Source organism: Rhizobium bangladeshense (genome assembly GCF_017357245.1).
GTDB classification, from domain to species: Bacteria; Pseudomonadota; Alphaproteobacteria; order Rhizobiales; family Rhizobiaceae; genus Rhizobium; species Rhizobium bangladeshense.
In genome coordinates, this window is sequence record NZ_CP071614.1 from 424,765 (window position 1) to 438,030 (window position 13,266).

Annotated in this window: 11 protein-coding genes and 2 pseudogenes; 6 read left to right on the plus strand and 7 right to left on the minus strand. The window is 63.4% G+C overall.

Going from position 1 to position 13,266, the window contains the following annotated elements; translation table 11 throughout:
• Positions 1-25: 25 nt before the first annotated feature.
• The 5 genes from J2J98_RS25885 to J2J98_RS25905 form a co-directional block, all read right to left on the minus strand.
• The gene (locus tag J2J98_RS25885; RefSeq protein ID WP_207603633.1) at positions 26-1,354 is read right to left on the minus strand and encodes an FMN-binding glutamate synthase family protein; all 1,329 of its coding nucleotides are present in this window, start codon (positions 1,352-1,354) and stop codon (positions 26-28) included.
• A gap of 14 nt (positions 1,355-1,368) precedes the next feature.
• Positions 1,369-2,055, minus strand: a complete 687-nt coding sequence (locus tag J2J98_RS25890) for a GltB/FmdC/FwdC-like GXGXG domain-containing protein (protein WP_207603634.1) — start codon at positions 2,053-2,055, stop codon at positions 1,369-1,371.
• A 58-nt stretch (positions 2,056-2,113) separates the two neighbouring features.
• Positions 2,114-3,019, minus strand: coding sequence for a class II glutamine amidotransferase (locus tag J2J98_RS25895; RefSeq protein ID WP_207603635.1), 906 nt, complete (start codon positions 3,017-3,019; stop codon positions 2,114-2,116).
• An 89-nt stretch (positions 3,020-3,108) separates the two neighbouring features.
• Entirely contained in the window at positions 3,109-3,792 is a 684-nt protein-coding gene (locus J2J98_RS25900) for a helix-turn-helix domain-containing protein (protein ID WP_064713300.1), read from the minus strand.
• Between the two features lie 69 nt (positions 3,793-3,861).
• On the minus strand, positions 3,862-4,821 hold the full coding sequence (locus J2J98_RS25905) for a GlxA family transcriptional regulator (RefSeq protein WP_207603636.1): 960 nt from the start codon (positions 4,819-4,821) through the stop codon (positions 3,862-3,864).
• 87 nt (positions 4,822-4,908) lie between these two features.
• On the opposite strand from J2J98_RS25905, the gene J2J98_RS25910 reads away from it, so the two are divergent.
• The 5 genes and pseudogenes from J2J98_RS25910 to J2J98_RS25925 all read left to right on the plus strand — a co-directional run bounded on the left by J2J98_RS25910 (position 4,909) and on the right by J2J98_RS25925 (position 9,931).
• Positions 4,909-6,159: a sarcosine oxidase subunit beta family protein gene (locus J2J98_RS25910; protein ID WP_207603637.1), complete on the plus strand. Its 1,251-nt coding sequence runs from the start codon at positions 4,909-4,911 to the stop codon at positions 6,157-6,159.
• A gap of 12 nt (positions 6,160-6,171) precedes the next feature.
• Positions 6,172-6,453, plus strand: coding sequence for a sarcosine oxidase subunit delta (locus J2J98_RS25915; protein ID WP_064707403.1), 282 nt, complete (start codon positions 6,172-6,174; stop codon positions 6,451-6,453).
• Positions 6,450-7,850 (plus strand): 2Fe-2S iron-sulfur cluster-binding protein, encoded by a 1,401-nt coding sequence (locus tag J2J98_RS30485; RefSeq protein WP_246569453.1) that lies wholly within the window; start codon positions 6,450-6,452, stop codon positions 7,848-7,850. The genes J2J98_RS25915 and J2J98_RS30485 overlap by 4 nt, the downstream gene beginning before the upstream one ends.
• Positions 7,851-7,972: 122 nt before the next feature.
• Positions 7,973-9,304 carry a glycine cleavage T C-terminal barrel domain-containing protein gene (locus J2J98_RS30490; protein WP_246569460.1) on the plus strand — a complete coding sequence of 444 codons (1,332 nt, stop codon included), beginning with the start codon at positions 7,973-7,975 and terminating at the stop codon, positions 9,302-9,304.
• An 84-nt stretch (positions 9,305-9,388) separates the two neighbouring features.
• Positions 9,389-9,931 (plus strand): annotated as a pseudogene (locus tag J2J98_RS25925) (sarcosine oxidase subunit gamma family protein).
• A gap of 119 nt (positions 9,932-10,050) precedes the next feature.
• Here the strand turns inward: J2J98_RS25925 and J2J98_RS25930 are convergent.
• Positions 10,051-11,328, minus strand: a complete 1,278-nt coding sequence (locus J2J98_RS25930) for an L-fuconate dehydratase (protein WP_207603638.1) — start codon at positions 11,326-11,328, stop codon at positions 10,051-10,053.
• Between the two features lie 91 nt (positions 11,329-11,419).
• Positions 11,420-12,153 (minus strand): annotated as a pseudogene (locus J2J98_RS25935) (SDR family oxidoreductase).
• A gap of 303 nt (positions 12,154-12,456) precedes the next feature.
• Here J2J98_RS25935 and J2J98_RS25940 point away from each other — a divergent pair.
• Positions 12,457-13,245 carry an IclR family transcriptional regulator gene (locus J2J98_RS25940; RefSeq protein ID WP_207603639.1) on the plus strand — a complete coding sequence of 263 codons (789 nt, stop codon included), beginning with the start codon at positions 12,457-12,459 and terminating at the stop codon, positions 13,243-13,245.
• The last annotated feature ends 21 nt before the right edge of the window (positions 13,246-13,266 follow it).

Here is a 13,266-nt window from a genome sequence, read left to right on the forward strand (position 1 = left end):
CGGGGTATTGCCCGGCTGGTAGAAATCAGAAGCCTCCCTTGCCAGGGATCCAGTTGGTGCCGGCGAGCGGCACCTGCGCCATGGCCGATGCCTCGATCGTCAATGCAACAAGGTCTTCCGGTTCGAGATTGTGCAGGTGGTTCTTGCCGCAGGCGCGCGCGATGGTCTGGGCTTCGAGCGTCATGACCTTGAGGTAGTTGGCGAGGCGGCGGCCGGCCGCAACCGGATCCAGACGTCTTGCAAGCTCCGGGTCCTGTGTGGTGATGCCCGCCGGATCCTTGCCTTCATGCCAGTCGTCATAGGCGCCGGCCGTCGTGCCGAGCTTTTGATATTCCGCTTCCCAGCGTGGATCGTTGTCGCCGATCGCGACGAGCGCCGCCGTGCCGATCGCGACCGCGTCGGCGCCGAGCGCCAGCGCCTTCGCCACGTCAGCGCCCGAGCGGATACCGCCCGAGATGATCAGCTGCACCTTTCGGTGCATGCCGAGATCCTGCAGCGCCTGGACGGCAGGACGAATGCAGGCGAGCGTCGGCATGCCGACATTCTCGATGAAGACATCCTGGGTCGCCGCCGTGCCGCCCTGCATGCCGTCGAGCACGACGACGTCGGCGCCCGCCTTCACGGCAAGGGCGGTGTCGTAATAAGGGCGCGCGCCGCCGACTTTGACGTAGATCGGCTTCTCCCAATCGGTGATCTCGCGCAGCTCCATGATCTTGATTTCGAGATCATCAGGGCCGGTCCAGTCCGGATGGCGGCAGGCCGAACGCTGGTCGATGCCCTTCGGCAGGTTGCGCATATTGGCGACGCGGTCGGAGATCTTCTGGCCGAGCAGCATGCCGCCGCCGCCAGGTTTGGCGCCCTGCCCGACCACGACTTCGATCGCGTCGGCGCGGCGCAAATCCCTAGGGTTCATGCCGTAGCGCGACGGCAGATATTGATAGACCAGCGTTTGCGAATGACCGCGTTCCTCATCGGTCATGCCGCCGTCGCCCGTCGTGGTCGACGTGCCAGCGATCGTCGCGCCGCGGCCGAGCGCTTCCTTTGCATTGCCGGACAGCGCGCCGAAGCTCATGCCGGCAATGGTAATTGGCGTCTTCAGCATGATCGGTTTCTTGGCGAAGCGCGAGCCGAGTACCACCGAGGTGTCGCACTTCTCCCGATAGCCTTCGAGCGGATAGCGCGAGATGGAGGCGCCGAGAAACAGCAGGTCGTCGAAATGCGGAACCTTGCGCTTGGTGCCGGCGCCGCGAATGTCATAGATGCCGGTGGCTGCCGCGCGGCGGATTTCGGCGAGCGTATGGTCGTCGAAGGTCGCGGACTTGCGCGGCGGGGTATAGGGATTGTGATAGCTCATTGATGTCCCTCGCCTCAGTACGCGTCGGCGTTGTCGATGTTGAAATTGTAGAGCTTGCGGGCGGAGCCGTAGCGCTTGAACTCTTCAGGTCTGACGTCCGTCACGCCGGCCTTGTCAAGCAGCTCGGCGAGCTTTTCCAGATGCTCCGGCCGCATCTCTTTCTCGATGCAGTCGGAGCCGAGGCTCTTGACCGTGCCGCGGACGAACAGCTTGGCTTCGTAGAGCGAATCCCCCAGTGCGTCGCCGGCGTCGCCGAGGACGACGAGATGGCCGGACTGGCCCATGAAGGCCGACATGTGGCCGATGCTGCCGTGAACGACGATGTCGATGCCCTTCATCGAAATGCCGCAGCGCGATGCCGCATTGCCCTTGATGACGAGCAGGCCGCCCCGGCCGGTGGCGCCGGCATATTGGCTGGCGTCGCCCTCGATGACGACGGTGCCGGACATCATGTTTTCGGCAACACCCGGTCCGGCCGAGCCATGAACCGTCACCCTGCCGCCGTCATTCATGCCGGCGCAGTAATAGCCGACCGATCCCCGGACCGCGACCGTGACGGGGCTGTCGATACCGACGGCGACGGCATGACTGCCGCGGGGATTGATAACTTCGAATTCAGTGTCGTTGGCGCCTTTGGAAAGGGCATGCAGGGCGCTGTTCAGTTCGCGAAGCGGGGTGTTGGAAAGATCGAATGTGGGCATTGGTACCTCGTTGGTCGGAGAGACGGCCCGAGCCGCCTCTTGGCTCTCAGGTGCCCCTTCAGGCGGCCTTGTCGTGATCCCAGAAGTAAACGGTCGCCGGCTCCGGCTCCCAGACGCGGGCATTCTCGATGCCGGGAAGGTTGACCAGCGCGCGGTATTCCGAGCCGAAGGCGACATATTGGTCCGTCTCGGCCATGACGGCGGGCTTGCAGGCGATCGGGTCACGCACGACGCCGAAGCCGGACTTGGTGCCGACGACGAAGGTGAAGAAGCCGTCGAGATCGTCGAGGGCGCCTGTCAGTGCCTGGCCGAGATCCTTGCCCTTGGCCATTTCGGCCGTCAGATAGGCGGCGGCGACTTCGGAATCGTTCTGCGTCTCGAAGGTCATGCCTTCGCGAACCAGTTCGCGGCGCAGGTTGTTGTGGTTGGATAACGAGCCGTTGTGCACGAGGCACTGATCGGCGCCGGTCGAGAACGGATGAGCGCCGAGCGTGGTGACGGCGGATTCCGTCGCCATGCGGGTATGGCCGATGCCGTGGGTTCCGCTCATCGAACGGACGCCGAAGCGCGCCACGACGTCTTTCGGAAGACCGATTTCCTTGTAGATTTCGACGGTTTCGCCCGATCCCATGAGGCGGACCGCCGGGCGGATGCGTTCGAGCGCCTCGCGCACTGCTCCAAGCTTGGAGGCATCAAACTCAATGACCGCATGCGTGCTCTTGATCCACACGTGGGCTTTGATGCCGGCTTTGTCGAGATCGCCGGCCAGGCCGTCGAAGTCCACACCTGGATTGGCGGACTGGATGGTGACTTTCGCCTTGCCCTCGGCAGAGCCGCCATAGATCGCGATGCCGGCCGAGTCCGGTCCGCGATCCGTCATGGTGATCAGCATATCCGAAAGCAGGTTTCCCAGCTGAGGCTCAAGGCTCTTGTCCTTGAGGAACAATCCAACAATGCCGCACATAGCCAGTGCCTCCTTTCATTTTGAGAAAGGACTAGCAGGTCCGATTGCCTCCATCAACTGTTAAGAATAATTTTTTCTTCTAAGGCAAATCAGCCTCTGGAGCTCTGCTGTGGATAGCTGATGATCGAGAGGTATCTGCTCGGCAGTTTTACCAGTTGCTCCGGCCCATGCGGCGCATCGGCGTCGAAGAACAGGCTGTCGCCCGGCTGCATCTGGAAAAGCTGGTCGCCGTGGCGGTAGATGACCTCGCCTTCGAGCATGTAGAGAAACTCCATGCCCTCGTGCTGGAACGTCGGGAAAACATCGGAATCGGCCGTCAGCGTGATGAGATAGGGTTCTACGATGACCCCGCTGGTGTTGTTGTCGATATGGCCGAGCAGATTATACTGATGGCCTGCGCGGGTGCCGCGCCGTTCGAGTTCCACGCCCTGCCCTGCCTTGACGAAAACGGCGTTGCGCGGCTCTTCATAGCGGCGGAAGAAGGCCGTCAGCGGCACGCCGAGCGCCCGCGACAGCGATTGCAGCGTCGTCAGCGACGGCGAAATGTTGCCGTTCTCGATCTTTGACAGCATGCCAAGGGAAATGCCGGTCGCGGCCGCGAGATCGGTGACGGTGATGCCGAGTTTCTTGCGGTAGGCGCGCACCTCATGGCCGATCGCCATTTCGAGGTTGTTTTCCTTCGGCTCCCGAACAGCGTGCGGATCCTGGGAAAAGGCGGGGCGCCCGCCCTGCGACTGTTCCGGTTGCCCTGTCGTCTCGAGCTTTGTTTTCATGCTGCTGCCTTCGTTTTGCCGAAAGGCAACCCTATCGCCATAGTGAAATTTCCTCAACCGTGAAGAAAACTATTCCCGCCGCGCCTCGCGCGGAGCTAGGCCGTAGACGGCACGGAACAGCCGGGAAAAATGGCTCGGACTGGAAAAACCCGTGGCCATCGCAATCTCCGAGACGGAAAGCGGGCTCTGCTTCAGCAGCCGATGGGCATGCTGCAACCTGATCCGGTGGTATTGATCGAGAAAGGTTATGCCGAGATGGGCTGAAAAGAGCCGGTCGAGATGGCGGGGGGTGACGCCGGCGATGCGCGCCATGGCGGCTCGGTCGAGCGGCATTTCGATCGTTTCCTCCATCCGTTCGAGAATGCTGAGCAGGCCGGGGTGGTGGACGCGGTAACGCTCGGCCAGCGAGCCACGCTGGGGGGCCGCCGGCTCGTTGACTTCGGTGTGGAGATACCAGTCGCTGACCCGACGGGCGAAGTCCGGTCCCATGCGCTCGGCGATCAGCACATGCATCATGTCGAGAGGCGCAATGCCGCCGCCGCAGGTGATGCGGTTCGCGTCGATCACGAAGCGCGCCTGACGTGGTGTGAGATCGGGGAAAGCTTCGAGGAGGGCGGCCGCATGTTCCCAATGGATGGTGAAGTCGCGGCGGGCAAGCAGACCTGCGGCGGCCATGAGATAGGGACCGCCCGAGATGCCGCCGATCCTGACACCTTCGCGCGACAATTGCCGCAGGCACGCAAGCACCCCAGGATAGCCCCAGTCGCGCGGCGAGCCGCCGGCGCAGACGAAGGCCGTCCCGAGATCCGAACCCCTGGCGGGAAGAGGCTCCGCGGGCACGCTGACGCCTGAGGAGGAGAGCGCCGGCGCGCCGTCCGGGGAGAAGACCGACAGGCGGTAGATCTCGCGGCCCGCCAGAAGGTTTGCCGCCCTGAGCGGCTCGGTCGCCGAGGCATAGGACATCAGCGCGAATCCCGGAATCAGGATGAAGCCAATCTCCTGGGTATTTCTGCTATCGCACGAAGGCATGTCTCTTTTCTAACCGTTTATGCCCCTTTTGGGCAAGTGGGCCACGCAGTTTCTGGCATCATCCGACGGTTCTATTCGGATTGACCCATGCGCTATTCCGCTCTTTCGATTTTGTTCAACGGCCTTCGCGGCAACAAAGGCTGGGCGCCAGCGTGGCGCGACCACGCGCCTAAGCCGCATTACGACGTGGTCATCGTCGGCGGCGGCGGTCATGGTCTTGCCACGGCCTATTATCTTGCAAAGGAATTCGGCGTAACCAATGTCGCCGTCCTCGAAAAGGGCTATCTCGGCTCCGGCAATATCGGCCGGAACACGACGATCATTCGATCGAACTACCTGCTGCCGGGCAACAACCCATTCTACGAGCTGTCTATGAAGCTCTGGGAAGGCTTGGAGCAGGATTTCAATTTCAACGCCATGGTCTCGCAGCGCGGCGTTCTCAACCTCTTTCATTCCGACGCGCAGCGCGACGCCTATACGCGCCGCGGCAATGCGATGCGGCTGCACGGCGTCGACGCCGAGCTTCTCGACCGGCAGGCGGTGCGCAGGAAATTGCCTTTCCTCGATTTCGACAATGCCCGTTTCCCCGTCATGGGCGGCCTCTTCCAGCCGCGCGGCGGCACGGTGCGCCACGACGCAGTCGCCTGGGGTTATGCCCGCGGCGCGGACAGCCGCGGCGTCGACATCATCACCCAGTGCGAGGTGACCGGCATCCGCAGGGAAAACGGCCGGGTGACAGGCGTCGAAACCAGCAGAGGCTTCATTGGCTGCGGCAAGCTGGCGCTTGCGGCCGCCGGCAATTCCACCGTCGTCGCTGATATGGCCGGCCTTCGTCTGCCGATCGAAAGCCATGTGCTGCAGGCCTTCGTCTCCGAAGGGCTGAAACCCTTCATCGACAATGTCGTCACTTTCGGCGCCGGGCACTTTTACGTGTCCCAGTCGGACAAGGGCGGGCTGGTCTTCGGCGGGGACATAGACGGCTACAATTCCTATGCCCAGCGCGGCAATCTTGCCACGGTCGAGCACGTCGCCGAAGCCGGACTGGCGATGATCCCGTCGCTGTCGCGTGTGCGCTACCTCCGCTCCTGGGGCGGCGTCATGGATATGAGCATGGACGGCTCGCCGATCATCGACCGCACCCATATCGACAATCTCTATCTCAACGCCGGCTGGTGTTACGGCGGCTTCAAGGCCACACCCGCCTCCGGCTTCTGTTACGCCCATCTGATCGCCCGCAATACACTGCACCAGACGGCCCGCGCCTTCCGGCTCGACCGCTTTGCGAGCGGCTATGCGATCGACGAAAAGGGCGTCGGCGCCCAGCCCAATCTGCACTGAGGACATTCGACCATGGCAAGCCTGATTTCCTGTCCGCATTGCGGCGTCCGGCCCAGGGAGGAATTCTCGATCCGCGGCGATGCGAACCTTGTCCGGCCGGCGCCGGATGCCGGCGCCGATGCCTGGTACGACTATGTCTACCTCCGCGACAATCCGCGCGGCCGCCATAGCGAATACTGGCACCATTCTTCCGGATGCCGTCGCTGGCTGATCGTCGAACGAGATACCGTCACCCATGCGGTCCATGGCGTCCGGGATGCCGCCCTTTCCAAAATCGGCGGAGAAGCGGTATGACGAGTTTCCGTCTTTCCTCCGGCGGCCGCATCGACCGCACTAGAACACTCGGCTTCACCTTCGACGGCAAGGCGCTCGAAGGCCATCCGGGCGACACACTCGCCTCGGCGCTGCTTGCCAACGGTATCAAGCTCGTCGGCCGCAGTTTCAAATATCACCGCCCGCGCGGCGTGCTGACCGCCGGTGCTGCCGAACCGAACGCGCTGGTGACGACAGGCAGCGGCGGGCGCACCGAGCCAAACACACGCGCGACAATGATCGAGCTCTATGAGGGGTTGGCGGCCAAGAGCCAGAACCGCTGGCCATCGCTCGGCTTCGATCTCGGCGCGGTCAATGGGCTGCTCTCGCCCTTCCTCAGCGCCGGCTTCTACTACAAGACCTTCATGTGGCCGGCGGCGCTCTGGGAAAAGCTCTATGAGCCGCTGATCCGCAAGGCGGCGGGCCTCGGGCGGGCCTCCTATGAGCCCGATCCCGATGCCTACGAGAAATGCTGGGCCCACTGCGATCTACTGGTGATTGGCGCCGGCCCGGCCGGTCTGGCCGCAGCGCTGACGGCAGGCCGCGCAGGCGCGCGCGTCATCCTCGCCGACGAGGGAGCAGAACTTGGCGGCAGCCTGCTTCCCGAAAGCGGCGCGGTTGAAGGCAAACCCGCTGATACCTTTCTTGGCGAGCTGCTTGCCGAACTCGAAGGGCTTGCGAATGTGCGCCGCCTGCGGCGCACGACTGTTTTCGGCTGGTACGACGACAATATGTTCGGCGCGGTGGAGCGGGTGCAGAAGCATGTGGCGATGCCCGATCCGGATCGTCCGGTGGAACGGCTGTGGCGCATCATTGCCCGGCAGGCGATCCTTGCGACGGGGGCCGAGGAGCGGCCGCTCGTCTTCGGCGGCAACGATATTCCCGGCGTGATGATGGCCGGCGCCATGCGCAGCTATCTCAACCGGCAGGCAGTGGCGCCGGGCACAAGCACGGTGATCTTCACCACCAACGATGCCGGTTACCGCACCGCCGCCGACCTTGAAGCGGCCGGACTCGGCGTTGCGGCGATCGTCGACAGCCGCGCGGATGCGTGCAAGGCCTGGCAGGGCCGCGCCGAGGTGCTGCAGGGCGCCCGGGTGATCGATGCGTTCGGCGGCAAGCGCCTGCACGGCGTCAGCGTCGAGTCCGAAGACGGTGTGCGTCGGATCGAAGCCGATGCACTTGCCATGTCGGGCGGCTGGAGCCCGATCATCCATCTTGCCTGCCATCGCGGCGGCAAACCGCAATGGTCGCAGGAGCATCCGCCTTTCTGGCTCCGGCTGCGCAGGATGGTCTTGCCGTTGCCGGCTCGGCTGCCGGCCTCGCGCAAATCACCGCCTGCCTCGGCGATGGCGCCGCAAAGGCGGCCGCCGCCCTGAAGTCGATCGGTTTCGCAGCGGAACCGGCCTTTGCCTCAGCCACCGATACGGCTCAGCGCACGAAGCCGCTCTGGTCGGTTAAAGGCGCGAAGGGCAAGGCCTTTGTCGATTACCAGAACGATGTGCATCTCAGGGATCTCGGCCTCGCCGTCCGTGAAGGCTACGGTCATGTCGAACTTGCCAAGCGTTACACCACCAGCGGCATGGCGACCGACCAGGGCAAGCTTTCCAACATCAACGCCATCGGCATTCTCGCCGAGGCGCGCGGCGTATCGCCCGCCGAGGTGGGTACGACGACTTTCCGGCCCTTCTATACGCCGGTTTCCTTCGGCGCCTTGACCGGGGCATCGCGCGGCAAAGATTTCCAGCCGGCGCGCAAATCGCCGCTGCACGGCTGGGCGAAAAAGAACGGCGCGGTCTTCGTCGAGACAGGTCTCTGGTATCGCTCCTCCTGGTTCCCGCGGGCCGGCGAGACGACCTGGCGCGAGAGCGTCGATCGCGAAGTGCTGAACATCAGAAAGAATGCCGGCCTCTGCGACGTCTCGACCCTCGGCAAGATCGAAATCTTCGGCCGCGATGCCGCGACCTTCCTCGATCGGATCTATTGCAATAGCTTCGCCAAGCTCCCCGTCGGCAGGGCGCGCTATGGCATCATGCTGCGCGAGGACGGCTTTATCTATGACGACGGCACCACCAGCCGGTTCAGCGACGAGCATTTCTTCATGACGACGACGACCGCGCTTGCCGCGGGCGTCCTCACCCATCTCGAATTCTGCGCCCAGACGCTCTGGCCAGAGCTCGACGTCTGCTTCGCCTCCTCGACCGATCAGTGGCGCAGATGGCCGTGGCCGGGCCGAAGTCGCGCGCCATTCTCTCGCAGATCGTCGACGAGGACATATCCGACGCCGCCTTCCCTTCATGAGCGCCCGCGAGGTTCACTGTTTGGCGGCCGCCTCGAAGGCCGGCTCTTCCGGATCTCCTTCTCGGGCGAACTCGCCTACGAGCTTGCCGTGCCTGCTGGTTACGGCGAAGGCGTCGCCGACGCCGTCATGGCATCAGGCGAGAACACGGCATCTGCGCTTACGGCGCCGAAGCGCTCGGCGTCATGCGAATCGAAAAGGGCCATATCACCCATGCGGAATCAACGGCACGGTGACGCCAGGCGACCTCGGCTTCGGCCGCATGGTTTCGTCGACCAAGCCCGATTTCATCGGCAAGGCGATGCTCGCGCGCAAGGCCTGCAGGATCCCGAGCGCCCGCGCCTCGTCGGCGTCAAGCCGCTCAACCCGGCAAGCGGCTTTCGCACCGGCTCGCACATCCTGGCGGAGGGCGCTGCGGCGACGCTCGAAAACGATCAGGGCTACGTTACGTCAAGCGCCTTCTCGCCGAGCCTCGGCCATACGATCGGCCTGGCGCTCGTCCGGCGCGGGCCTGAGCGCGTCGGCGAAAGGTGACGGTCTGGAACGGCCTGCGCAATGAATTCACCGATGCGGTGCTCTGCCATCCCGTCTTTATCGATCCCGAAAACGAGAAGCTCCATGCCTGATCTTCCCCAGCACCGGTCGGTTCTCGCCGGGACGGCACATAGCAGCATAGCGGCATCAGGCATCCGGCTAGAAGCCCTGCCGGAGGCCATCTGCTGCATGTGCTCGGCGCGATCGAACCGGCGGCGCTTGCGGCTGAGCTGGCGAAAGCGGGCTTTGCGGAAAGTTCGATCCGCAAGCCGGTTTCAGGCAATGGTTCGTCGCCGGCGACCAGCCGCTTGCCCACGCAGGTCTGAGGCTCTTACGGCGGCGCTTGCGGGAAAAGCCTTCGTCACGGACCAGAGCCACGGCCGCATCCGCATCGGCGTTTCCGGCCACTCCTCAAGGTTGCTTCTTTCCAAAGGCACGGCGGTCGATCTCGATCCTGCCGCCTTTGCGGAAGGCAGTTCTGTGATGACGATGGTCGGTCACATCTCGGTGCAGATCGCCCGCACTGGCGACGACACCTTCGAGCTGACGGTCCTGCGCAGCTTCGCCGAAAGCCTCTGGGAGGATCTCAGCTACATGGCCGCGAGCGCCGTAAAGGACGAGGCATGAGATGTGCTCCAGCGCTGCCTGTCTTTTCAGGCGGATGCTGTAGCGCTTCCAACCTGCGTCGGCCGATGCGCTAAGCGCGTCGCATCAAATTCGATCCGTACACTTCTGGGCGACAGGCATTAGCCCCGAAACGTATAGTCGCTGATCGAATCCGGCTTCATCTCGATGGAAAAACCGGGCAGGCTGGGCGGCATATAGGCGGCGTTCTCGATCCGGCAGGGATCGAGGAAATGTTCGTGGAGGTGATCGACATATTCGATGACGCGGCCCTCCCGGGTGCCTGACACCGCGACATAGTCGATCATCGACAGATGCTGCACATATTCGCAGAGCCCGACGCCGCCGGCATGCGGCCAGACCGGCAGGCCGAACTTGGCGGCGATCAGCAGGACGGCGAGAACCTCGTTCAGCCCGCCCATGCGGCAGGAATCGATCTGGACGATATCGATCGCGCCTTCGGCGATGAACTGCTTGAACATGATCCGGTTCTGGCACATCTCGCCGGTTGCGACCTTCACCGGGCTGATTGCCTGGCGGATCTTGCGGTGGCCGGCGACATCGTCGGGGCTTGTGGGCTCCTCGATGAAGAAGGGCTTGGCGAAAGCAAGCGCCTTGACCCATTCGATCGCCTGGCCGACGTCCCAGACCTGGTTGGCGTCGATCATCAGGTAGCGATCGGGACCGATGACTTCGCGGGCGATCCGCAGACGGCGGATATCGTCGTCCAGATCGCGGCCGACTTTCATCTTGATATGGTTGAAGCCGGCATCGATCGCCTCCTGGCAGAGCCGACTCAATTTCTCATCCTCATAACCCAGCCAACCGGCCGAGGTCGTGTAACAGGCGTAACCCTCCTTTTCGAGGATGGCGATACGTTCCGCCTTGCCGCCTTCAGCCTTCTTGAGGATAGCGACCGCTTCATCGCGCGTCAGCACGTCGGTGAGGTAGCGGTAGTCGACGATATCGGCGATTTCCTCAGGCGACATGTTGGCGACGAGCCGCCAGACCGGCTTGCCGGCCTGTTTTGCGAGCAGATCCCAGACGGCGTTGACGACCGCGCCGGTCGCCAGGTGAATGGCGCCTTTTTCCGGACCGATCCAGCGCAACTGGCTGTCGCTCGTCAGATGCCGCCAGAATTTGCCGGGATGGGCGAGCACCTCGCCGAGGTCGGCGCCGACGACGAGGTGGCGCATCGCTTCGATCGCCATGCAGCAGATGTCGTTGCCGCGGCCGATGGTGAAGGTCAGGCCATGGCCGGCAAGGCCCGGGGCGTCCGTATCGAGAATGACATAGGCGGCCGAATAGTCGGGATCGGGGTTCATCGCATCCGATCCATCCAGGCTTTGCGAGGTGGGAAAGCGAAGATCGAAGACGCGAAGGTCGGTGATGCGGGTCATGTTGTGTTCCTCCCGATTTATTGGCCAATTGCGATAGCCGGGTCGGCCGGCTATCTGCCGGCCGGCTATCGCCGGCCGTCACTGCCTGACGTCAGATCGTCCAGCCGCCGTCGATGGCGATCGCCTGGCCGACGTGTAGGTGGCGCCGGCGAGATAGACGGCGAGGTCTGCGATCTCTTCCGGCGAGCCGAGCCGGCCCATCGGCTGCCGGGCGATGAAGGCCGCGCGCGCCGCATCGTAATCGCCCTGGGCGCGCATGCGGTCCTGTAACGACGGACTCTCCACCGTGCCGGGGCAGATGGCGTTGCAGCGGATGCCTTGCGAGACGTAGTCGGCGGCGACGGATTTGGTGAGCCCGATGACAGCCGCTTTGGTGACGCCGTAGGCGAAGCGGTTCGGCACACCTTTGATGCTGGAGGCGACGGAAGCCATGTTGATGATCGCCCCATCCTTCCGCTCGAGCATGTCGGGCAGCACCGCCCGGATGGTGCGGATCATCGCCTTGACGTTGAGGTCGAACGCGAACTCGAGGTCGGCATCCTGCATCTCGAGAATCGAGCCTGCGTGCACGAAGCCGGCGCAGTTGAACAGCACGTCGACGGCGCCGATCTCGGCGACGAGCGCCGTGACCGCATCCCCGTCGAGCACGTTGAGCTTATGGGTGGAGACGCCGGTTTCCGCGGCTAGCGTCGCCAGCGCCTCGGTGTTGATGTCCGTCGCATGCACCTTGGCACCGGCCGCGGCAAAGGCTGCGGCCGTCGCCCGGCCGATGCCCTGGCCGGCGGCTGTAATGAGAACGGTCTTGCCGGAAAGTCTGTTTGTCATGTCATGGGCCTCTTCTGGAATTGTCTATGCGAGACGATGCATGCGGATCTTATTTTGCCGAACGCCGCGCAGGATGGAATAGGTCGTCTATCAAAGTCTGCCATTTTCCCTCTTTGCACATTTCGGCCGGCCCAGGGCAAGCCGCGAAAGCCTCGCCTCTCGTCGTTTCCGCCGGCTAGGTTGTCTTCATCAATAATTTGTCTGTTTATAGACAAACAGACGATTGGCTAAGGGTCAAGCGAAGTTTTCCTTTTCCGGCCTCGGTTCTGCGTATATGCAAAGTTATATTCATAGGAGGAAGGAATGGAGATCGACGAGTCAGACCGCTATCGGGCCCCTGCCCTCGACAAGGGCCTCGATATCCTCGAACTGCTCGCCGGCGTCGACAGCGGCCTCACCCAGGCGGAAATCGCCAAGCGGCTCGACCGCAGCCCCAATGAATTCTATCGCATGCTCGACCGTCTGGTGCGTCGCGGTTACGTCACCCGGCTGGATGGCGATCGTTATTCGCTGACGCTGAAGCTCTTCGGGCTTGCGCAACTGCATGCGCCGGTGCGCCGGCTCGCCTCCTACGCCACGCCGCTGATGCGCGACCTCGCCCAGCGCACGCGCCAGGCCAATCATCTCGCTGTCTTCGATCGCGGGGCCGCCGTCGTCATCGCCCAGCAGGAGGCGCCGGATTATTGGGGGTTCTCGATCCGCATCGGCGCCCATATCAGCCTGTTCGATACCGGTTCTGGGCATGTGCTGCTCGCCTTCCGCAGCGATGAGGAGCGGGAGATGATGATATCGGAACATGTGCGCAACCGCGCAGATATCGAGCTCGGCGTCGAATTCTACGATCGTCTCGATCAGATCCGCGAGCGCGGCTACGAGATGATGGCGAGCGCTCAGACATCCGGCGTCTACAATCTGTCGGCGCCCGTTCTCGGGCCGGATCGGCGTTGCATCGCCGCCCTCACCTGCCCGTTTATCGCTCTTGTCAATGCGCCGTCCGCTCCCGACATTACCCAGACGATCACGCTGGTGCAGAAGGCGGCCGCCGAGCTTTCACAACTTGCTGGCGCCGACGTCGCTCACTCCAACCTTTGACAATTTCTATTTGAATGATGC